The sequence below is a fragment of the Mycobacteroides chelonae CCUG 47445 genome (assembly GCF_001632805.1).
Classification (GTDB): Bacteria; Actinomycetota; Actinomycetes; order Mycobacteriales; family Mycobacteriaceae; genus Mycobacterium; species Mycobacterium chelonae.
The window spans coordinates 2,831,707-2,853,561 of record NZ_CP007220.1 but is presented as its reverse complement, the minus strand read 5'-3'; the positions used below and the strand labels follow the sequence as shown (position 1 = coordinate 2,853,561).

The window sequence follows — 21,855 nt, the reverse complement described above, 5'->3', positions numbered from 1 at the left end:
CCTTTTTGTACAACAAGCACTGTCGAAGGGATCTTTTGTGCTGCGCACTCACGACGCGGGGACGTTGCGGGAGTCGGACGCCGGACAGCGTGTGACGCTTGCCGGCTGGGTGGCTCGACGGCGCGACCACGGCGGCGTCATCTTCATCGATCTGCGTGATGCCTCCGGCGTGTCTCAGGTGGTGTTCCGTGACGACGCGGTGCTCGAACAGGCGCATCGTTTGCGCGCGGAATTCTGTGTCGAGGTCACCGGCGTGGTCGAGGTCCGGCCCGAGGGCAACGCCAACGCCGAGATTCCGACCGGCCAGATCGAGGTCAACGCCGCCGAGCTGATCGTGCTCAACGAAAGTGCGCCGCTGCCGTTCCAGCTGGACGAGACCGCAGGTGAGGAGGCGCGCCTGAAGTATCGCTATCTGGACCTGCGCCGTGAGGGGCCGGGTAACGCAATCAGGTTGCGCTCCAAGGCAAACGCTTCGGCACGTAATGTGCTGGCACGCCACGATTTCGTCGAGGTGGAAACTCCCACGCTGACGCGCTCAACCCCAGAAGGCGCGCGCGACTTCCTGGTGCCGGCCCGTCTGCAGCCGGGCAGTTTCTACGCGCTTCCGCAGAGCCCGCAGCTGTTCAAGCAGCTGCTCATGGTCGCGGGCCTGGAGCGGTACTACCAGATTGCGCGCTGCTACCGGGATGAGGACTTCCGGGCAGACCGCCAGCCCGAGTTCACCCAGCTCGATATTGAGATGAGCTTCGTGGACCAGGACGATGTCATCACGCTCGCCGAGGAGATCCTGGTCGCGCTGTGGGACCTGATCGGCTATCACGTGCCGACCCCGATCGCCCGCATCACCTACGCGGAAGCGATGCGTCGTTACGGCAGCGACAAGCCGGATCTGCGATTCGGACTGGAGCTGGTGGAATGCACGGAGTACTTCTCCGACACCAGCTTCCGGGTGTTCCAGGCGCCCTATGTGGGTGCGGTGGTGATGCCCGGGGGCGCGGATCAGCCGCGCCGCACCCTGGACGGCTGGCAGGAGTTCGCCAAGCAGCGCGGACACAAGGGTCTGGCCTACGTTCTGGTGGGGGAGGACGGCGCCCTCGGTGGCCCCGTCGCCAAGAACCTGACCGACGCCGAACGGGACGGGCTGGCGGCCCACGTCGGCGCAAAACCGGGTGACTGCATCTTCTTCTCTGCCGGCGGCGTCAAGTCGTCGCGTGCCTTGTTGGGCTCGGTGCGCGGCGAGGTCGCGCAGCGTCTCGGATTGATCGATCCGGATGCGTGGGCTTTCACCTGGGTGGTCGACGCCCCCCTGTTCGAGCCCGCAGACGACGCGACAGCGGCCGGTGACGTGGCCGTTGGCTCGGGCGCCTGGACCGCGGTACACCACGCCTTCACCTCTCCGAAGCCGGAGTCGGAGAACACCTTCGATACCGACCCGGGATCGGCCCTGGCCTACGCCTACGACATCGTGTGCAACGGACACGAGATCGGTGGCGGATCGATTCGTATCCATCGCCGCGATATCCAGGAACGCGTCTTCCAGGTGATGGGCATCAGCAATGAGGATGCCCAAGAGAAGTTCGGCTTCCTGCTGGACGCCTTCGCCTTCGGTGCACCGCCACACGGCGGCATCGCCTTCGGCTGGGATCGGGTGACCGCGTTGTTGGCGGGTACACCCTCGATTCGCGAAGTCATCGCCTTCCCGAAGTCCGGTGGTGGTGTCGATCCACTCACCGATGCTCCGGCACCGATCACGGCCGCACAGCGCAAAGAATCGGGAATCGACGCAAAACCGGAGAAGGCGGAGAAGCCCGGAAAGCCTGCGGACGCGTAGCCCGTCGTGCTGCACGTTCGGGTCATCGCACCCGCCGATCTCTCAGACCAGGTGGTGGAGTTCCTCTCCACCACCACGGGAGTCGCTCATATCGTGCGGGTGCCCAAGGCGGCCATCGCCCCGGCCGGCGATGTGATCACGGCCGATGTGGCTCGCGAGACCGCCAACGATGTGCTGGACGGACTTAAGTCGATCGATATCGACAAACGGGGATCGATCACCGCCGAAGTGCTCGACACGGTGATCTCGCAGACCGCCTATGAGGCAGAGGACGACGCCGAAGGTGACCCCGCCGACGCAGTCATCTGGGATGAGCTGATTGGGCGCACGCGCGAAGAATCCACCCTCAACCTGACCTTTCTGGCCTTCTTGTGTCTCGCCTGCCTGATCGCTGCGGTCGGCGTGGTCACCGATTCGCCGGTCACCATCGTCGGTGCTATGGTGGTCGGCCCGGAGTTCGGTCCACTTGCCGCGCTGGCGGTTTCGATTGTGCGGCGGAATTGGTCGCTTGCCCGCCGGTCGCTGCTTGCATTGGTGGTGGGATTCCCCGTGGCGATGGCGGTGACTGCCGTCGGGGCGCTGGCCGCCGAGGGCGCTGGGTGGGTGACCTTGAAGAGCGTGCGTGAACTGCAGCAGGTCGACTTCATATTCCAGGTGGGGCCGTTCTCACTGGTGGTCGCGTTGTTGGCGGGCGCGGCCGGCATGCTCTCGTTGATGTCGGCGAAATCGGCCGCGCTGGTGGGTGTCTTCATCTCGGTGACCACCGTGCCCGCCGCGGGTTTCGCGGTGGTGGCAGCGACCGTGGGGGAATGGGAGATCGCGGGGCTGTCCGCCCTGCAACTGGCGGTCAACCTCTTCGGCATCGTCCTGGCCGGGGTGCTGGTGCTGCTGGTGCGGCCCCGCGGGTTGCGCTAGGCGATAGCGCCGATATCGGAGACCCGCTGATCGAATTCCTGATCGGGGTCGCCGTGAGCAAGCGCGGGATCTCCGTACTCGTGGGGCCGTGAGACGAAGACGGTACCCATACCGATCGCTCGTGCGGCACGCAGATCGTACGGGTGTGCGGCCACCATCGCCGCCTCGTGGGGCTGTATGCCGAGGTAACGGAGCGCGCGGCGGTATACCGCCGGGTCCGGTTTGAAGCTGCCAAACACTTCTGCGGTGAGCACCGCGTCCCACGAAATATCCAGGCGTTTAAACAGATTCACCATGGTAGCCATGTCGGTGTTGGACAGCGTGGCGACGACGGTCTGCGAACGCAGACCTGCCAGCCCGGTGGGTACGTCCGGCCAGGGAACGAGGCGCTGCCAGCCCGATGCGACTGCCTCAGCAGTCGCGGAGTCAGGGCGCCGCAGCCCGAATCTCTCACAGACGTCGGCGAAGCCGTGCGCATACAGATCCTGTACCCGCGTCCAGCCATCTACCGACTGTGCCAGGTTGGCGACGCGGTCGAAATAGTCTGCGCGCCAGGCACGGGTGAACGCGGCGGCATCGATGTCGGGGTCGTACTCGGCAACCGCGCGCGACACCGGCTCAAAGAAGTCCAGCAGCGTGCCCTGCACATCGAACAGGTATGCCTTGTACCGCAATGTGACTCCGTTCAGTAGGTGCTCTTGGGTGGGTCGGTGCGGGTGATGCCGGCGACCTCGATGGCGGGAATCGACGACGGGCCGCGATAGCTCTGTCCGCCGGGTACGGTCCCGGTCACCGAGATCCAGGTGTTTTCGGGAAGCGTCGATGCCGATGCGGCAGCGGGGCCGGTCATGTGCAGCCGGGCCAACTGGGCGTCGGCGGCACAACAGACGATGACTATCTTGGCCAGGTCGGTGCGTTCACCGTCTTTGAAGGTGAAGCCGGTGACAGTGATTGTGCGCCCGCTCAATGTGTCCGAGGAACCTGCCGCGATGCGCATCAGAATCTCTGGCAGCGGCACCGACGGTGCATCGCCGGGTGGCAGTGGGGGAAATGCCCGCCGGGGCGTGTTGACCGAGGCGGAGATGTTGGCCGGCGCGATCGATCGAGCGCTCAGGGCCGGGGGCACGATGAAGATCAGCAGGACGATTGGTAACACCAGAAACCATGTGGCGCCGTGCTTGTGGCTGTGCTCCCCGTGACCGTCATGGTTGTGATCATGGTCGGTGTGGCCGCGGCGCACATCGCGGATGATCGCAGCTAGACCTAGTCCGATCACGATGACCGCCGAAGAGGCGAGCCACGGCAGCAGCCCGGGTTTGACGTAGCGCGTAAAGGTTCCGGTCACCGCGATCATGGCCACACTGACCCCCAACAGGATCAGCAGGGTGTTCTCCGTATCGCGCCTCATGAGGTTCCCAGCACAGCCAGTCCGACGGATGTCGCGACGACGGTAGCCACCACGAATGTCACCGGTGCGAACCGGGCCGCGAACGCTCGCCCGAACACCCCCGACTGCATCGCGATCAGCTTCACGTCGACGGCCGGTCCTACCACGAGGAACACCAAGCGCGGGATCAGCGGCATCATCGTGATGCTGGCGGCGACGAAGGCGTCGGCTTCCGAGCACAACGCCAGCACCACGGCCAGCAGCGCCATGGTCACCACGCCGACGACAAGGTTTCCCGCCAGATGCTCGAACACCCAGGGCGGTACCAGCACGTGCAAGGCCGCCGCGGCCACCGCCCCGATCGCCAGGTACGAGGCCGCCTGCAGAAAGTCGTGTCGCGCCGCCTCGGTGAATGTCGTCCAGCGGGAGCCGGATCCGGCGTGGGCTGCGGGCAGCTTGCGGGTGACCCAGCTGTCGCGCCCCCACCGCGACCACACCATGCCCATGATCACCGCGGTGAGCAGTGAGGCCATCGCGCGCGCCAGCACCATCTTCGGCTGGCCGGGGAACGCGACCGCGGTAGCGACCAGCACCACGGGGTTGATCGCCGGCGCCGACAACATAAAGGTCAGTGCGGCGGCTCCGACCGATCCCGGCCCGTACAGCCGGCGTGCCACCGGCACCGATCCGCATTCGCAGCCGGGCAGCGCAGCGCCGCCAACTCCTGCCACCGCCACCGCGGCAACGGACCGGTTTGGCAGCCACCGCGCCAGACGTTCCGGGGTGACGAACGTCGCGACGAGCCCGCTCACGATCACCCCGAGTGCAAGGAAGGGGACGGCCTGGACGAACACCCCACAGAACACCGTTCCAGCGGTCGCCAGCTTCTCGTTGGCGTCGACGATCCCGCGTAACCGGCTGGCAGCCAGGGCCATCAGGATCAGAGCCACCACCAAGACCTCGGTCGAGCCGAACCAACGTCGTTCCCGGGAGGCGGCCACCGTCATCCAGTCATCCTGACAGTGCAACCTGAGAACCCGGCGCAGCGGTGGCACTCTGGTGGGGTGACTGATGACACACCCTTCAACGAGCAGCCCACCGCGGTGATCAATGAATTCAATGACGGCGTAACCCAGGAATTCCGTGCCAACGGCGGACAGGTCGGCGGTCAATTCGCCGGCGTTCCGATCCTGCTGCTGACCAACACCGGCGCCAAGAGCGGAAATACGCGTCTGAATCCGCTGGCCTACTTCGACATCGACGGCAAGATCTACGTCGTCGGTTCCTTCGGCGGTGCGGACAAGGATCCCGCATGGGTGCATAACCTGCGCGCACATCCACATGCGCATATCGACATCGGAACTGACGGTTACGACGTGGTGGCCCATGAGCTTTCACTCAGCGAGCGCGATGCGCTGTATCCGAAGGTTGTTGAGCAGGTTCCCGTGTTCGCGGACTATCAGGAGAAGACCGACCGGGCAATTCCGATCTTTGAACTGCGACGTCACTAACCGGAAGGGTCGCCGATGAGCTACCGGTAGAGCGTCTGCGCGGCCTCTGCGGGCCTGCGGGTTGGCAGTGCGCCGATTCGCAGGCCATGCGGGTGAGGCCAGGTTATGGTGGGATCAGCCGATGGGCATCAAGGTGGCGCTGGAGCATCGGACCAGCTACGCATTCGACAGACTCGTGCAGGTGCATCCGCACGAGATTCGGTTGCGCCCCGCGCCGCACACCCGCACACCGATCGAGGCGTACTCGTTGCGTATCGCCCCCGATGATCACTTCATCAACTGGCAACAGGATGCCTTCGGGAATTTCCTTGCCCGCGTGGTCTTTCCGAACCGGACCCGTCGACTGTCGATCACGGTGGGGCTCATCGCCGACCTGAAATCGGTTAATCCGTTCGACTTCTTCATCGAAGAGTGGGCCGAACGCATCGGTTTCGCCTACCCGCCCGCGTTGGCCGCCGACCTGGAGCCTTATCTCAAGCCGGTGGACGAGTCCATTCCCGGCTCGGGGCCCGGTGAGCTGGTCCGCGCGTGGGTGGCCAATTTCACGATGGCGCCCGACACACGCATCATCGACTATCTCGTCACCATCAATCAGGCGCTGTGCTCGGATGTCGGCTACGCCGTGCGCTTGGAGCCCGGGGTCCAGAGCCCCGACACCACGCTGGCGGTGGGTATCGGTTCCTGCCGTGACACTGCCTGGTTACTGGTATCGATTCTGCGGCAGAAGGGTCTTGCCGCTCGCTTCGTGTCCGGGTACCTGGTCCAGCTGACGTCGGATATCGCCGCCATCGACGGGCCTTCAGGTCCGGTGGCCGACTTCACCGATCTGCACGCCTGGGCTGAGGTCTACATCCCCGGCGCGGGGTGGGTCGGTCTGGACCCCACATCGGGACTGCTGGCGGGGGAAGGGCACATACCGCTCTCGGCGACTCCGCATCCGTCGACATCGGCCGCAATCTCCGGCGCCACCGACGTGTGTGAGTCCACGCTCGATTTCTCCAACACGGTGACCCGTGTGCATGAGGATCCCCGAGTCACGCTGCCCTACACGGCATCGGCGTGGGAGGCCGTCACCGCGCTGGGTGCGGAGATCGACGTCCGGCTTGACAGCGCAGGGGTGGGGTTGACGATGGGCGGAGAGCCGACCTTCGTCTCGGTCGATGACCAGGTTGCCGAGGAATGGAACACCGCGGCCGATGGACCTCACAAGCGGGTCCGTGCCTCAGATCTGACTGCACGCCTGAAATCGCTGTGGGCCCCAAACGGTTTGGTACAGCGCAGTCAGGGAAAGTGGTATCCGGGTGAGCCCTTGCCGCGGTGGCAGATCGGCTTGTACTGGCGGCGCGACGGCCAGCCGCTGTGGTCTGACCCCGATCTGCTGGCCGACCCGTGGGCCGAGGACCGGCAATGGTCCACGCCCGAAGGTGCCGACCGTGCGTTGTTACTCGCGCTGGCCGGCGATCTCGGGCTGCCCGAGAGTCAGGTGCGCGCGGCATACGAGGACCCGTTGACCCGATTGGCAGCGTCGGTTCGCCGTCCGGCGGGAGATCCGGTACCAACGGCTGATGACCTAGCGCCGCAGGAGGATTCGGCGGAACGGCGTTCGGGGCTGCTGGCACGCCTGGACGAACAAGTGACCCGGCCGGCCGCGCATCTGCTGCCACTGCACCGCGGGGAGGACGGCAGCGGCTGGGAAAGCGCCGACTGGCAACTGCGGCGCGGCCGGATCGTGCTGACGGAGGGACGGTCTCCGGCAGGTCTGCGGCTCCCACTGGCCGCCATCTCCTGGAAGCCGGCCCCACACTCGGCCGAGGCTGATCCGCTCAGCGCTGCAGCCGAACTCGATGCACAACGATCCGGAAACGCCGCCGTAGTACCCGCGGACGGTGTACCCACCACGGCCATGGTTGCCGAGATTCGGGACGGGCTGCTGTACCTGTTCCTACCGCCCCTGGAGAGCCTCGACGATTTCGTCGATCTCATTACCCGCATCGAAGCGGCAGCCACCTGCCCACTGGTGATCGAGGGGTATGGGCCGCCGCCGGACCCTCGGCTCGAAGCGATGAGCGTGACTCCCGACCCCGGGGTCATCGAGGTCAATGTGACCCCCACCGGGAGCTTCGCCGAGCAGTCCCACCAGCTCGAGGTGTTGTACGAGGAGGCACGGAAAGCGCGGCTGACCACCGAATCGTTCGACACCGACGGCACCCACACCGGGACCGGAGGGGGTAACCACATCACGCTGGGGGGCCGGACCCCGGCGACGTCGCCGTTGTTGCGGCGGCCCGATCTGCTGGTCTCGCTGCTGACCTACTGGCAGCATCACCCCGCGTTGTCGTATCTATTCTCGGGACGATTCGTCGGCACCACCTCGCAGGCCCCGCGTGTTGACGAGGGGCGCGAAGAGGCGCTGTACGAGTTGGAGATCGCCTTCGCGGAGATCGAGAGATTGACGACGTCGCCTGACCCCGACCGCTCTGCGGACGCCGCGCCGTGGCATGTGGACAGGGCGCTGCGGCACCTACTCACCGACATCACCGGGAACACCCATCGTGCGGAGTTCTGCATCGACAAGCTGTACAGCCCCGACAGTGCGCGCGGGCGTCTGGGCCTGTTGGAGCTGCGGGGATTCGAGATGCCTCCGCATTTCCAGATGGCGATGGTCCAGTCTCTGTTGGTGCGCGCGCTGGTCGCCAAGTTCTGGGAACAACCCCTGCGGGCGCCGCTGATACGACACGGCGCAAACCTTCATGGCCGTTACTTGTTGCCACACTTCATCATTCACGATATCGCCCAGGTTGCCGCCGATCTGCGCGCGCACGGCATAGCTTTCGAGACCAGCTGGCTCGATCCTTTCACCGAGTTCCGGTTCCCACGGATCGGCACCGCGGTGTTCGACGGTATCGAGGTTGAACTGCGCGGGGCCATCGAACCGTGGCGGGTGCTGGGGGAGGAGGCGACCGCAGGGGGCACCGCGCGCTACGTGGATTCCTCCATCGAACGGGTGCAGGTGCGGGTCATCGGCGCCGACCGATCCCGGTACGTCATCACCTGCAACGGTCAGCCCATCCCACTGCTCTCGACGGCAAACCCCGATGTGCAGGTGGCCGGAGTCCGTTATCGGGCCTGGCAGCCGCCCAGCGCTCTGCACCCGAGCATCACCGTCGATGACCCGCTGCGATTCGAGCTCATCGACACCGCTAACGCCCTGTCGCGTGGAGGCTGTACGTACCACGTATCGCACCCGGGCGGCCGTGCGTATGACGATCCTCCGGTCAATGCGGTGGCGGCCGAAGCACGCCGCGGTCGGCGTTTCGATGCCACCGGTTACACCACCGGTCGTGTCGATTTGTCAGACTTGCGCGAGAAACAAGCCCGCATGTCCACCGATGCGGTCGCGCCCGGCATCCTGGATTTACGCCGTGCGAGGACGGTGGGACGCAGGTGAGAGAGCGGAACAGGAAGGAAGGTAGCGACGGTGGCAGCACCTGCTTCGGGGGCTCCCGCCGGACCCGGCTACCCGTTGACCGATAACCCGCTGATCGCGCAGTACCGCAGCGCTCGCGCCCAGGGAGCACTGTTCGAGGTCGGACGGCGGGGCAGTCAGGCAGGGTACGACGAGTTCCTGGCGCCCGACGGCGACGTCCGCCCGGCCTGGACCGACTTGGCCGACGCCATCGCGCAACGCGGCCGTCCTGGTTTGGACCGTCTGCTGGATCGTGTCCGCACTCTGGTCGACAGTGACGGCATCACCTACATGGATCCCCGGCGCGTCCCGGGATCTGTGTCCGGGCCCGATGCGCCCACCCATCCGGTGCCGTGGCGTCTGGATGGGCTTCCGCTGTTGCTCGACCCCGCCGACTGGAACGTGCTGGAGGTTGGTCTCACCCAGCGGGCCACGCTGCTGGACGCCGTTCTCAGCGACCTCTACGGGCCTCAGGAACTGATCAGTTCCGGCGCGTTGCCTCCGCAGCTGCTCTTCGCCCATCCCGGTTACGTGCGTGCCGCCCACGGCATGGCCCTGCCCGGTAGGCATCAGCTCTTTCTGCTCGGATGCGATATCGGCCGCACGGGCGCCGGAGACTTCCGGGTGAACGCCGACTGGACGCAGGCGCCCTCGGGTGCCGGGTATGCGATGGCGGATCGCCGTGTGGTCGCCCACGCCGCTCCCGACCTCTACGAGAAGGTTGCGCCAAGGCCGACCTCATCCTTCGCGCAGGCGCTGCGCCTGGCGCTCATCGATGTCGCTCCCGAATCGGTCGAGGATCCGACGGTGGTCGTGCTCAGCCCAGGCATCCACTCCGAGACATCATTCGACCAGGCCTACCTCGCGTCGGTACTGGGTTTTCCGATGGTCGAGTCCGCGGATCTGGTGGTACGCGACGGCAAGCTCTGGATGAGGTCACTGGGCACCCTGCGCCGCGTGGACGTGGTGCTGCGCCGTGTCGACGCCGGCTACTCCGATCCGCTGGACCTGCGGGCAGACTCGCGTCTGGGGGTCGTCGGCCTGGTCGAGGTGCTGCGCCGGGGTGCGGTCACCGTCGTCAACTCGCTGGGTAGCGGGATACTGGAAAACCCGGGCCTGGCCCGTTTCCTGCCGGAATTGTCCTATCGCCTGCTTGACGAGCCGCTCGCGTTGTCGGGCGTCCAGACCTGGTGGGGCGGCGTCGATGCGGAGCGATCGCACCTGCTCGCGAACCTGGGCACGCTGTTGGTCAAATCAACAGTGTCGGACGAGGTCTATACCGGACCGTTGCAGTCCTCGGAGACATTGCAGACATTGCGGGCACGTATCGAAGCGGCCCCCTGGCGCTGGGTCGGTCAGGAACTTCCCGAACTCTCGGTGGCCCCCACCTACCTGCGGCCGGGAGCCCTCACCGCGGCACCGATCGGCATGCGGCTGTTCACCGTTGCGCAGCGCGGTGGGTACGCGCCGATGATCGGTGGTCTCGGTTATGTCGCCGCTTCGGGATATTCGGGATCGACACTTAACAGCCTTGCCGCCAAAGATATCTGGGTCCAGCAGCCGGATCGCGATCAGACCGAGCGGGCACTGACCGTCGCGCCGCTGGATCTGCCCGCCGGGCGATTGGCGGGCGCCGACGCGGTCAGCTCGCCGCGCGTGTTGTCCGATCTATTCTGGCTCGGGCGATACGGAGAGCGTGCCGAGAATCTCGTTCGGCTGTTGTCTGTCACCCGGGAACGGTTCCACGAGTATCGGTATCGGCAGTTCATGGAGGCCAGTGAATGCGTCCCGGTGTTGCTCAAGGCGCTCGGTGACATCACCGGCACCGACACCGGATCCGAAGATTTGGGAACCCAATTGTGGTCGCTGACGGTGGACAAGGAACGGGTCGGTTCCCTGGCCCAATCGGTGGAGCGCCTCGGCCTGGCCGCTCGTGCGGTTCGCGACCAGATGTCCAACGACACCTGGATGGTGCTCGGTGGCATGGACCGGGCCATTGCCGCGGCGGCGGCCGAGTACGACGACAGCACGCGTTCGGGAGGCAACTCCACCCGCGCCGATGACACGGTGCTCGCCGCCACCCAAACGCAAGTATTGGCAGGGCTTCTCGCGCTATCCGGCCTGGCGGCGGAGTCGACGGTTCACGACATCGGCTGGACGATCATGGATATCGGAAAGCGCATCGAGCGTGGCCTCGGCCTGACGGCGCTGTTGCGTTCCACGCTCACTACGGTCCGCGGCCGCGCAGCCGACCAGTCGGTCACTGAATCCACGCTGGTGGCGTGCGAGTCCTCGGTGATGTACCGTCGCCGCACCCGCGGCAAGATCAGCCTGGAGGCGGTCGCGGACCTGCTGCTGTTCGATGCTGTGAACCCGAGATCGCTTCTGTATCAGGTGGAATCGCTGCGCACCGACCTTAAGTCGCTGCCGAGTGCCTCGGGAACCTCGCGTCCCGAGCGGCTAGTGGAGGATCTGGTGACGCAGTTGCGGCGGATCGATCCGGCCGATCTGGATACCGCCGGTGAGGATGGACAGCGCGATACGCTCGCTGAAACTCTCGACAACGTGCATCAGGCATTGCGCGAGTTGTCCACCGTGGTCACCAGGACACACTTGTCCATGCCGACCGGGATGCAGCCACTGTGGGGACCCGACACGACACGGAGGCTGCCGTGACCGACGGTCTTGACCCAAGCGGCTCAGCGGTGGTCCGGTATCAGGTAACGCACCGCACCCTGTACCAATACTCCGACGATGTCACAAGCTCCTATGGCCGTGGCTATCTCACGCCGCGTGACACCGATTGGCAGCGTTGCGAATCGAACGAGCTGATCGTCGAACCGGAACCCTCTGACAGTTCCACCGGTAGAGACCTCTACGGGAACCTCAGTTCGTACTTCCACGTCACCACGCCACACCGCGAGCTCAGCGTGACTGCCCGGTCCATCGTCGACGTCAGTGCCCCGTCGCCACCCGGCGCGGGGTGGGAGCAGGCATGGGAGCTGGCCCGTCCGGCATACGCGGAATCGTCGGGGGCGGGTGCGCTGGCCACCGAGTTCGTGCTGGATTTGGTGCCTCCAGAGATCACCGAAGACGTAGAGGCCTACGCCGCAGTGAGTTTCACGACGGGACGGCCGCTCGGGGAGGCCGTCGTGGACTTGATGGGCCGCATCTATCGCGATTTCCAGTACCGGTCGGGATCCACCACCATTTCCACCAAGGTCAGCGAGGTGCTGGCCGCGGGGGAAGGCGTCTGTCAGGATTTCGCGCGCATGGCGGTGACCGCGCTGCGCACCCAGGGACTCGCGGCACGTTACGTATCGGGGTACCTGGCGACGAATCCGCCGCCGGGACAGCCCCGCCTCGTCGGCGCCGACGCCACCCATGCCTGGGCGGCGGTGTGGGTTCCGCCCGACGGATGGGTCGCGTTCGACCCGACGAATGACACCGTCGCTGACGAGCGGTACGTCACCGTCGCGTGGGGTCGCGATTACGCCGACGTACCGCCTCTGCGCGGCATCATCTACACCGACTCCGAAAGCAGCACGATCAAAGTGTCGGTGGACGTCGCACCGTGTGAGGAGAGCCCCGCGCATGCGTGACTTCATCTGCCCACAGTGCGGTCAGCATCTGGCGTTCGAAAACTCGGTGTGCCTGTCCTGTGGCAGTCATGTCGGGTTTTCGCTCCAGGACAAGGCGCTGTTGGTTATCGCCAACGACGACGGACCCGGTTTCGTCGACTCCTATGATCACCGCCTGTGTGCGAACCTGCATGTGGCCGAATGCAATTGGCTGGTGTCCGGCACAGGGTCGGGCACGTTATGCGCGTCCTGTGAGCTCACGCGCACCCGGCCCAACGACTCTGACAGCACAGCCCTGCCTGCGTTCGCGGAGGCGGAGAAGGCCAAGCGCCGGCTCATCGCCGAACTCGCAGAGCTGCGGCTACCGGTGACGGGGCGTGATGTCGACACCGAGTTCGGGCTGGCCTTCGATCTGCTTTCCAGTGAGCAGGAACCGGTGATGACGGGACATCACAACGGAGTGATCACCCTGGATCTGGCCGAGGGCGATGACGTGCATCGCGAGCAGCTTCGCATTTCCATGGATGAGCCGTATCGCACCCTGCTCGGACATTTCCGTCACGAGATCGGGCATTACTTCTACTACCGGCTCGTCGGGGAATCTGCGGACTATGCCGAGAGATTCCGTGCGCTGTTCGGTGATGCGGATGCCGACTACCAGGCCGCACTGGACCGCCACTATCAGCAAGGTGTGCCCGAGGGGTGGGAGGCGAATTTCGTCTCCTCCTATGCGACCATGCATCCCGCCGAGGACTGGGCGGAGACCTTCGCGCACTATCTGCATATCCGTGACACGTTGGACACCGCCGCTTCCTTCGCGCTGGCGCCGGCGGGCGGCACCTTCGATCGCCGGGTTTTGGGGCCCAGCGGATTCGACACCATTATCGAGATGTGGCTGCCCCTGGCCTGGTCGCTCAACATGGTCAACCGCTCCATGGGGCGCGATGACCTGTATCCCTTCGTGCTGCCCGGTCCGGTGCTCGAGAAGATGCGTCTGATCCACGAGGTGGTCATGGCGGCCGGGGATGCTGCCGCGTAACTACCCGCCGGGGGTGGCAAATACGAAGAGTGCCATGAACGCCACGTTGATGAAAAAGGTGGCTTCCACGAGGCTCACGGTAATGAAAAATGGTGTGAATAGACGGTTCTGAGATTCAGGCTGGCGCGCCACTCCGGCAATGAGCTGTGCTCCAGCCATGCCGTCACCGATACCGGCGCCGATCGCGCCGCCCGCGAGCGTTATCGCTCCGGCCAGTAGTGCGTTGCCCATGAGTAGATCAGTAGCCATGAAGTGCACCTTTCATCGTTGTGGCGTCCAACATCGCAGCGATGATCATCACCGCTGACCCGATACCGTCCTCATCGTTAATCAGTCGCGAGAGACGTTGGGCTTCTTGGCGATACCGTGATTCAGTAATCGCCTGCGTAATCGATGCCGAGAGCTCGTCGGCTCGAAGCGACACGCGCGGTAGCGGACTGGTGGCTGCACCGGCTTGAGACAGCCGTGCGGCCCAGAAGGGTTGGTCCATGATGCCGGGCACGGGAACCGAGGGGACACCGGCGCGCAGTGCGGCTGCGGCGGTGCCGGCGCCGCAGTGGTGGACGACAGCGGCCATTCGCGGAAACAGCCAGGCGTGCGGAACATCGTCGATGGTGAGGATGTCATTGCCCAGACCGGCAAGTCCGGCCCATCCGCGTTGCACGACCGCTCGGACCCCGGCGGCATGTGTCGCGGCGGCAATGATCTCCGAGAGTTCTGGCCCCCGGGATGTGGCGGTACTGCCGAAACCGAGAAAGACGGGAGCGGGTCCCTTCTTCAGAAATTCGTCCAGCTCTGTTGGCGGTAGCCAGGTTTCGTCACTGGCAGGCCACCAGTAGCCGGTCTGGTGCCAGTGATCGCGCCAATCACGGGGACGTGTGACGACATGCCGGCTGTATCCGTGCACGATGGGCCAGCTGTTGGCTCGGACCCCCTGATATCGACGCCGCGACGCGGGGGCAAGTCCGAGGTGGTGGCGCAGATCGTTGATGAGCGGGGTGTAGATCCGTTCACCCGACTGGGCAAGGCGCCATACCAACCGATTCCCGTACCCGCCGAACGAACGGATGGTGAGCGGTGGGGGTGCAAATTCTGTAGTGGGGCAAGCTGGTTGGAGTGCAAGTCCTGCGCTGGGTATGCCCAGGGCCTCGGCAACGTGATACCCCAGCAGAGTGCCCACCGGGCCCTCTGCCAGCAGGAGATCGGCATCGTGCGCGGTGCTGGCCATCGCCTCGCCGACTCCCACAAGTCCGGCGCGCATCTCAGCGAGAGCCGCGCCCGAAGGGCGCATCCGGGCGCCGTCCACGAGTGCCTGACCGTGTTGGGAGTCCCGCGTTGCTGTCTCGGTATCACCGGGCAACGGCCGAAATTCCAGGCCAGAGGCGCGCACCAGCTGTGCGTAGGGATGTTGCGCGGCAATGACCACATGCGCAGATAGGCTGTCGCGCAGTCGAGTTCCCAGCCCGGTCAGCGGTGCGACGTCTCCGCGGGTGCCATACGCGGAGATCACGATCGTCGTCATCGCACTGCACCTACGGCTTTGGTGAACATGTCGACTAGTTGCTCCCCGTATCCGATCGCGTCGTAGTCCGCGTCGCGGCCCAACTCCCATACGGCGCCATCCAGGGCGGCTCGTAAGGCGTTCTTCATGAACCGGGGTGATACCCGTTGGAACTCGCCGGTCGCGATGCCGTCGACGAAGATCGCCTCGGGATCCATGGCGGCGAACTCTGCGGGCGGCGCTGTGCCGGAGGCGGCCTGGTCGAATCGGAGGCCGTCGGCGCTGCGATAACCGGTGATGATCTCCAACAGGGCTATCGCGGCTACCCGATTGCTCACGATGAACGCGATGTTGGCTCTGATGTAGGCGGCGAGGCGTGCGGTCGCGGTGGACTCTGTGTGTACGGCAGGCACGATTGCGGTGGCCGCCTGGGTAAAGACATCGACCATCACGGATTCGATGACCTCGGTTTTCGACGTGAAGTGGTACAGCACCGCGCTCTTGGCCACCCCCACGTGCTCGGCGATTTTCGCCAGCGATGTCTGCGGATATCCGACACCGGCGAGTACCTCGATGGCCCCGGCCACTATCTGTGCTCGTCGGGCCCGTTCGGTGAACGTCAACGTCTCTTCAGACCGCATGGTCTTAAATTAGACCGATCGGTCAGAACACGCAAGGGTGATACCCATCGCGTTGATCGGCAAATGCGTGGAGGTGAATACCGGGAGGAATGTGTGCCGCCCCACAGTCTTATAAAGACGAGGTAAGGTGAAGCGGTAATGACGACACTATTGGCAGACCCCGTCGCGCAGGTTATCGCCACAGCCGAGGAGTTGCTCTCCAAGCGCGCGGGGGCAACCGTCACGTTGGCTGAACCCGAGGATCTCGGTGGCAGCGGGCCTGCGATCGTCCTTCGGGTCCGCGCGGTGCAGAACCCTTTCGCGTTGCCCAAGTCCATGGTGATCAAGCAGGTCCCCGAAGGGGGATCCGAGGCCGCCGTGCTCCGTGAGGTGGTGTCGTATCAGTTCGCAAACTCGTTGACGGCCAAGCATCGGCCCGGCCCCGAGCTGGTTGCCTACTCCATTGCCGAACGGCTCATCGTGCTTACCGATCTAGGTTCTGCGCCGACCATGTCAGAGCTACTGGCGGAGCGTAATCGTGCTGCGATCAACCATGCGCTGATGGCGTGGGCGCAAGCCCTAGGGCGGATGCACGTAGCCACTGTGGGGCGTGAAGGTGACTTTGCTGCGCTGCTCAGGCGCATCGATGTGAAGAAGACAGATGTCGACCCGTCGCAGCAGCGCATCGGTGGGGCGGAGACCATCGACCCACTGCAGCAGATCCTGAGAAGCGAGTACGCCCTCGAAGTGCCGCCTGCACTGATTTCTCGTTTACAGCAAACAGCTGAGCTTTTCGGAAAGGGCGGCGTTCGCGCCTTCAGCCCCTCCGAGGTCGCCCCCGACAACATCCTCGTCACCGAACATGGTGTCCGGATTCTTGACTACGAATGGGGCGGATTCCGCGACATCGTGCTGGACATCGCCCACGCACTCACCGTCTACCCGGAGTTCCTCGGTGCCGCCGAACGTGAGGAAGTCGCCGAGCTCGATGATGCGATGACCGAAGCGTGGCGCTCCGACGTGGTGTCGATCGCTCCCGGGCTGGCCGATGACGAGACGCTCGCGCGGCGCGTCCTGGATGCGCGACTGATGTGGGTGTGGCTGGCCACTCACGAGTACTTCACCATCGACGTCGATCTCGACGACGAGACTGTGGCCTTCGGGAATCCCGCGCCCACCCATGCCGCGCTGCTGGGGCGATGGGTAGCGCTACATGCGGCCGCTGAGCGTGTGGGCGACCCCATTGTCGCCGGTCATGCCACCGACGTTATCGCGGCGCTGCGCGGCGAATCACTCATGGAGGACTGAGTTCTCCGGGTTTCTGTCTGGACGTAGCCGACATGCCATGTCTTGCTGGGTGCGTCGAGGATTGTTATTTTCTGCGGATGCATAGTCGGCGGGGTTTAGGCATACCCCGTTTCGGCGTGCTTGCACGCCGGTCGAGAAACGCAGAGATCGGAACCGCCGTCGATGGAGTGTTCGCTGTTGCACCGGCAGGCACATCCTCGCTGATGACGCTCGTCGAGATGTGGGGACTGCAGCGCGGCAGACCAATTGCGATCGAGGACGGGCGGTTGCCCGTCGGGGTTTTTGGGCAGTGGTTGTCCTTCCCGGACCGGGACGTGCTAAAGGTCCGATCAGAGGAGTTGTCGCGAGAGCGGACTATTGCTCATGAACTCGGTCATATGGTCCTAGGTCACCGTGGGCGGGCGATCACCGAGTACGCGATAGCGCACATGGAGGCTGCCTCGGTAGATCTGGTGGCCTTCATGCTGCAGCGATCGTGTGACGAAACCCGCGCGTGGCCCGATGAGGAAATCGATGCAGAATGTTTCGCGGGTCTGGTCTTACGCCGTCTGGAACGAGCGGGTGCGGCCGGGGAGTCGTCTCGGCGACGCATTGACGACATGTTCTGCTGAATGGTTCTGGCGCTTGGCTATTGAACTGGGTTCCTCGGCATAAATGCATCGGCGAGGACCTGGATCCACTCGGTATTCGTCAGCTCTGGTGGCGCGTGAAGCCATGCGGTGCTCATGCCTGATGGCGATTGTCCCTGGATCCAATCAATAACTGCCTGTATATGTTTCGTGCGATTTTCAGGGGGTGAAGAAGCCTCACGCGGCAGATCGCGGTACTGCGCGAGCAGGCTTAGGCCATCCTGAATTTGGTCAATCCATTCCGGTGGCACCGCCGTTAGGCCCACCCCGAACTGCCGCGGCGGAGCCAGCCCCGGGAATAATTCGATCAATGCATCACGTAAGGGCTGAAGTCGGCGCAGCGTGTGGCGCACTTGGCGGTGCAATGCCGCCGGGGGCCACGTCAGGGCCGAAATGGCAAGTGCAGCACCTGCCGTAATGGCGCTCGTTTGCACGGTTAGCCCACACCATGCCGGAGGTGAATATCCATTCCACTGGAACAGCTCGGCGCAGATTCCGCGAGTTACGACCGCAATCGCGACCGCGCCGCCGGCGGCTCCAAGCAAGCCCAGGCCTATGCCGGCCGGCGTGTGGTCCATCCGCCGCATCGCGAGTAGGGCGAGATGGGCTAACACGGCGGCGGCAAAGATGTGGCCGATGAGAGTGGCTGCTAAAAGGCTGAGTGAGTCGCGGCGTGGCTCAGTCAGGTAGGTGAAGAAGTCACTCCCGCCCGGTGTTGATTCCGTCGAAACGGTCAACGCTGCAACGGCTACGAACGTAATCGTCGCTCCCGCAACGAGTCTCTGGATCTTCTTGCGACGAACCGGGCGATCGGCCTGACCGCATGCCTCAAAGACAAGTACCCATGCGCTTGCCGACGCTACGACACCGATCCCTCCCGCGGCATGAAAGGCTTGTAGTTTCGGCGATAACGCCGCCCAAATTGGCTCGATATCACACAGTGCCCACGGCCAGATGGATACTGCAAAAATCGCGCTTGCCGCTAATGCAAGCGACGGTCTACCTGTCCACCATCGCCACCCGCGGTACAGAACAGCTGGTGCGGCAAAGGCAAGGACCAGAAGCTCCACCGCTTGGCAGTGATCCCAAAACCAGCGCATAGCCATCTCGTGCACTATGAGTCAGCAAATGAAGAATGTCCATCGAAAGTTGCCTTCGAACGGTGTACGCCACGCGACTTGCTGGTGCTCTCCACCGTCCGCCCGCCGGTCGAAAAACGCCGATTCGGTGGTGGCCACCCGCACCCACACGCATGCGGTCCCGGTCACGGTCTAATCACGCGGGCGCGTCGTAACGCGATGGGATCTCGACACATTCCTACGATCGCCGGGTGGCTGATCGCTATGGCACCGACATCTTGTCCAACAACCCGCACGCTCCGCGGCGTCCGCAATCGACCGAGGTCGCGGCGATAAAGGGTTTGGTCGTGGAGGATGCCCAGACGGGTTTTGTGGGCGCGGTGGTGCGCATCGAGTACGGCCGGATGGACCTGGAAGACCGGCACGGACGAGTTCGTGGCTTCCCGGTAGGCCCGGGATACCTCATCGACGGTAAACCGGTGATCCTCAAGGAGCCGTTGCGGCACACCCCTACCAAGGAAACCCGGAGCGCGTCGGGATCGGTTGCCGTTCACGGCCTCAAGGCGCGCACGGCGTTGGCCAGCCGGATCTATGTCGAGGGCCGTCACGACGCCGAACTCGTCGAACAGGTGTGGGGTCATGACCTGCGCGTCGAAGGTGTGGTCGTCGAGTATCTGGGAGGGGTCGATGACTTGGCCGCCATCGTGAAGGAGTTCCAGCCGGGACCGGGCCGCCGACTCGGAGTTCTGGTCGACCACCTCGTGAAGGGGTCGAAGGAGTCACGTATCGCCGAAACGGTGCAAAAGGGTCCCTATGGCGAGCACACCCTGGTGGTGGGGCATCCGTTCGTTGACATCTGGCAGGCGGTCAAACCCGCTCGGATTGGGCTGCATGCCTGGCCCACCGTGCCGCGGGACATCGAGTGGAAGCACGGCATCTGCCAGGCGCTTGGCTGGCCGCACGGCAGCCAGACCGAGATCGCCGAGGCCTGGCGCCGGATTCGCGGCAAGGTGCGCACCTGGACCGACCTGGAGCCCGCCCTGATCGGCCGTGTTGAGGAACTGATCGATTTCGTCACCCAACCGGCGGGCTGAAGCCGTCGGCCCGACGTGGTAAGCCTGAGACGTGTCAGACAGCCTGTTCGACGTGCCCGGGGGCGCTTTCGAGTCGGCCCCGGCGGATGCCGGGGTGCCGCCCAACGCGCCCCTGGCCGTCCGGATGCGTCCCGCCGCGCTCGATGAAGTGGTGGGACAGGGGCACCTGCTCAAACAGGGTTCGCCGTTGCGTCGCCTCGTCGACGGCTCGGGTGCTGCCTCGGTCATCCTGTATGGACCTCCGGGTACGGGGAAAACCACTCTCGCATCCTTGATTTCGGGTGCCACCGGGCGCCGGTTCGAGGCGCTGTCCGCATTGTCCGCCGGAGTCAAAGAGGTGCGGGCCGTCATCGACGATGCCCGCCGCGCGGCCGTTCACGGCCGTCAGACGGTGCTTTTCATCGACGAGGTGCACCGGTTCTCCAAGACGCAGCAAGACGCGCTGCTTGCGGCTGTGGAGAACCGAGTGGTGCTGTTGGTGGCCGCCACCACCGAGAATCCCTCTTTTTCCGTAGTGGCGCCGCTGCTCTCGCGCTCGCTGATCCTTCAGCTGCAGCCATTGGGCGACAACGATATTCGAGAAGTACTCACGCGTGCGATCGCCGATGAGCGCGGGCTCGGCAGTGCGGTAGCCGTGGATCCCGAGGCGCTGAGTCTGCTGGCGCAGCTCGCCGCGGGCGACGCACGACGCGCTCTGACTGCCCTCGAGGTCGCGGCGGAGACTGCGGGAGGAGCGGGCGGCACCGTGACCGTCGAGGTGGTGGAGCAGTCGGTGGACCGCGCTGCCGTGCGCTACGACCGTGACGGCGATCAGCACTACGACGTGGTGAGTGCCTTCATCAAATCGATCCGCGGGTCCGATGTGGATGCCGCGCTGCACTATCTGGCGCGGATGCTGATCGCGGGGGAGGACCCGCGCTTCATCGCCCGGCGACTGATGATCCTGGCCAGCGAGGACGTCGGGATGGCCGATCCCACCGCATTGCCGGTGGCGGTGGCGGCGGCGCAGACGGTGCAACTGATCGGGATGCCGGAGGCGCAGCTGACGCTGACTCACGCCACCATTCACCTCGCCACCGCGCCCAAGTCGGGTGCGGTGCCCGCGGCCCTGGGGGCGGCGATGGGCGACATCCGCGCGGGCAAGGCCGGGCTGGTGCCGCCTCATCTGCGTGACGGCCATTACAGCGGGGCGGCCAAACTCGGCAATGCCGTCGGCTACCTGTACCCGCATAACGACCGCGACGGGGTGGTGGCACAGCAGTATCCGCCCGATGAGTTGGTCGGTACCGATTACTACCAGCCCACCGATCACGGCACCGAGCGTGACATCGGATCACGGCTGGACAAGCTGCGCGCCATCATCCGGCGTGGGCTGAAAAGGCCCTGAGTTCTGATCGAGTGTGCGGATTCTGTCGGTTCTGGCCAGAAAATCGACACAAATCGCACACTCGGCATACTGAAGGCATGGCGTTACGTATGCGTGTGGCCGCGGGCGGGCTACTGGCATCGCTCGCAGTGATGGCAGCGCCCGCCGTGGCGTGGGCAGACCCCGAACCCGAACCGGGGCCCGACCCGATCCTCGAAGATCCAGGCCCGCCGCCACCCGCACCGGTTGATCCGTGGGTGGAGCAGTACGGCCGCGATGTGGGCGCTGGCGCCGCCGGTAATGCCGCCGAGGCGGGAGCCGGCATCTTGTTGAGCCCGTTCCTGGGGCCGTTCACCGGGCTGGCAACCGCGCCGATCGGCGGAGCCGTCGACAGCTCGATCCGCGACGCTCCGTACGGCTAGCGCCGGACCGCGATTGCTATGAGGCAAGCCGGAGCCTGTCTGTCCATGTGGAGGGACTGTTCACGGTTAGCTCGGTGAATTGTGACGGAGCAGATACCTGGTGGCG

Annotated in this window: 19 protein-coding genes; 12 read left to right on the top strand and 7 right to left on the bottom strand. The window is 64.9% G+C overall.

Annotated features, from left to right (window positions below; translation table 11 throughout):
* Positions 1-37 precede the first annotated feature (37 nt).
* The gene (aspS, locus tag BB28_RS14025) at positions 38-1,831 is read left to right on the top strand and encodes an aspartate--tRNA ligase (RefSeq protein ID WP_046253937.1); all 1,794 of its coding nucleotides are present in this window, start codon (positions 38-40) and stop codon (positions 1,829-1,831) included.
* A gap of 6 nt (positions 1,832-1,837) precedes the next feature.
* The gene (locus BB28_RS14020; protein WP_046253936.1) at positions 1,838-2,746 is read left to right on the top strand and encodes a DUF389 domain-containing protein; all 909 of its coding nucleotides are present in this window, start codon (positions 1,838-1,840) and stop codon (positions 2,744-2,746) included.
* Here the strand turns inward: BB28_RS14020 and BB28_RS14015 are convergent.
* From BB28_RS14015 to BB28_RS14005, 3 genes are read right to left on the bottom strand one after another with little or no spacing between them, the layout of a single operon-like run.
* Positions 2,743-3,420: a haloacid dehalogenase type II gene (locus BB28_RS14015; RefSeq protein WP_046253935.1), complete on the bottom strand. Its 678-nt coding sequence runs from the start codon at positions 3,418-3,420 to the stop codon at positions 2,743-2,745. The two genes, BB28_RS14020 and BB28_RS14015, sit on opposite strands and share 4 nt — an antisense overlap.
* A gap of 11 nt (positions 3,421-3,431) precedes the next feature.
* Entirely contained in the window at positions 3,432-4,154 is a 723-nt protein-coding gene (locus BB28_RS14010) for a TIGR03943 family putative permease subunit (RefSeq protein ID WP_046253934.1), read from the bottom strand.
* A complete protein-coding gene (locus tag BB28_RS14005) occupies positions 4,151-5,140 on the bottom strand; it encodes a permease (protein WP_064393510.1) in 990 nt (329 codons plus the stop codon). Before BB28_RS14005 ends, BB28_RS14010 begins: the two co-directional genes overlap by 4 nt.
* Before the next feature lie 57 nt (positions 5,141-5,197).
* On the opposite strand from BB28_RS14005, the gene BB28_RS14000 reads away from it, so the two are divergent.
* From BB28_RS14000 to BB28_RS13980, 5 genes are all read left to right on the top strand, one after another.
* Positions 5,198-5,644: a nitroreductase family deazaflavin-dependent oxidoreductase gene (locus BB28_RS14000; RefSeq protein ID WP_046253932.1), complete on the top strand. Its 447-nt coding sequence runs from the start codon at positions 5,198-5,200 to the stop codon at positions 5,642-5,644.
* A gap of 121 nt (positions 5,645-5,765) precedes the next feature.
* Complete coding sequence (locus BB28_RS13995) at positions 5,766-9,092, top strand: transglutaminase family protein (protein ID WP_046253931.1); 3,327 nt, start codon at positions 5,766-5,768, stop codon at positions 9,090-9,092.
* A gap of 90 nt (positions 9,093-9,182) precedes the next feature.
* Positions 9,183-11,786: a circularly permuted type 2 ATP-grasp protein gene (locus tag BB28_RS13990; protein ID WP_052740381.1), complete on the top strand. Its 2,604-nt coding sequence runs from the start codon at positions 9,183-9,185 to the stop codon at positions 11,784-11,786.
* Positions 11,783-12,712 (top strand): transglutaminase family protein, encoded by a 930-nt coding sequence (locus tag BB28_RS13985; RefSeq protein ID WP_046255828.1) that lies wholly within the window; start codon positions 11,783-11,785, stop codon positions 12,710-12,712. Before BB28_RS13990 ends, BB28_RS13985 begins: the two co-directional genes overlap by 4 nt.
* Positions 12,705-13,730, top strand: a complete 1,026-nt coding sequence (locus BB28_RS13980; RefSeq protein ID WP_046253929.1) for a zinc-binding metallopeptidase family protein — start codon at positions 12,705-12,707, stop codon at positions 13,728-13,730. Before BB28_RS13985 ends, BB28_RS13980 begins: the two co-directional genes overlap by 8 nt.
* Here BB28_RS13980 and BB28_RS13975 read toward each other — a convergent pair whose 3' ends face one another.
* The 3 genes from BB28_RS13975 to BB28_RS13965 are packed head-to-tail and all read right to left on the bottom strand — an operon-like array spanning position 13,731 to position 15,872.
* Entirely contained in the window at positions 13,731-13,979 is a 249-nt protein-coding gene (locus BB28_RS13975) for a F0F1 ATP synthase subunit C (protein ID WP_046253928.1), read from the bottom strand.
* A complete protein-coding gene (locus BB28_RS13970; protein WP_046253927.1) occupies positions 13,969-15,252 on the bottom strand; it encodes a glycosyltransferase in 1,284 nt (427 codons plus the stop codon). Before BB28_RS13970 ends, BB28_RS13975 begins: the two co-directional genes overlap by 11 nt.
* The gene (locus BB28_RS13965; RefSeq protein ID WP_046253926.1) at positions 15,249-15,872 is read right to left on the bottom strand and encodes a TetR/AcrR family transcriptional regulator; all 624 of its coding nucleotides are present in this window, start codon (positions 15,870-15,872) and stop codon (positions 15,249-15,251) included. Before BB28_RS13965 ends, BB28_RS13970 begins: the two co-directional genes overlap by 4 nt.
* 138 nt (positions 15,873-16,010) lie before the next feature.
* Here BB28_RS13965 and BB28_RS13960 point away from each other — a divergent pair, with 138 nt between their 5' ends.
* Positions 16,011-17,159 (top strand): kinase, encoded by a 1,149-nt coding sequence (locus BB28_RS13960; RefSeq protein WP_046253925.1) that lies wholly within the window; start codon positions 16,011-16,013, stop codon positions 17,157-17,159.
* 203 nt (positions 17,160-17,362) lie between these two features.
* Complete coding sequence (locus BB28_RS13955) at positions 17,363-17,770, top strand: hypothetical protein (RefSeq protein ID WP_052740236.1); 408 nt, start codon at positions 17,363-17,365, stop codon at positions 17,768-17,770.
* A gap of 17 nt (positions 17,771-17,787) precedes the next feature.
* Here BB28_RS13955 and BB28_RS13950 read toward each other — a convergent pair whose 3' ends face one another.
* Complete coding sequence (locus BB28_RS13950; RefSeq protein WP_126315400.1) at positions 17,788-18,894, bottom strand: hypothetical protein; 1,107 nt, start codon at positions 18,892-18,894, stop codon at positions 17,788-17,790.
* A gap of 224 nt (positions 18,895-19,118) precedes the next feature.
* Here BB28_RS13950 and BB28_RS13945 point away from each other — a divergent pair, with 224 nt between their 5' ends.
* From BB28_RS13945 to BB28_RS13935, 3 genes are all read left to right on the top strand, one after another.
* A complete protein-coding gene (locus tag BB28_RS13945; protein ID WP_046253923.1) occupies positions 19,119-19,961 on the top strand; it encodes a DUF3097 domain-containing protein in 843 nt (280 codons plus the stop codon).
* A gap of 31 nt (positions 19,962-19,992) precedes the next feature.
* Positions 19,993-21,348: a replication-associated recombination protein A gene (locus BB28_RS13940; RefSeq protein ID WP_046253922.1), complete on the top strand. Its 1,356-nt coding sequence runs from the start codon at positions 19,993-19,995 to the stop codon at positions 21,346-21,348.
* Between the two features lie 77 nt (positions 21,349-21,425).
* Positions 21,426-21,749 carry a hypothetical protein gene (locus tag BB28_RS13935; RefSeq protein WP_046253921.1) on the top strand — a complete coding sequence of 108 codons (324 nt, stop codon included), beginning with the start codon at positions 21,426-21,428 and terminating at the stop codon, positions 21,747-21,749.
* Positions 21,750-21,855 lie beyond the last annotated feature (106 nt).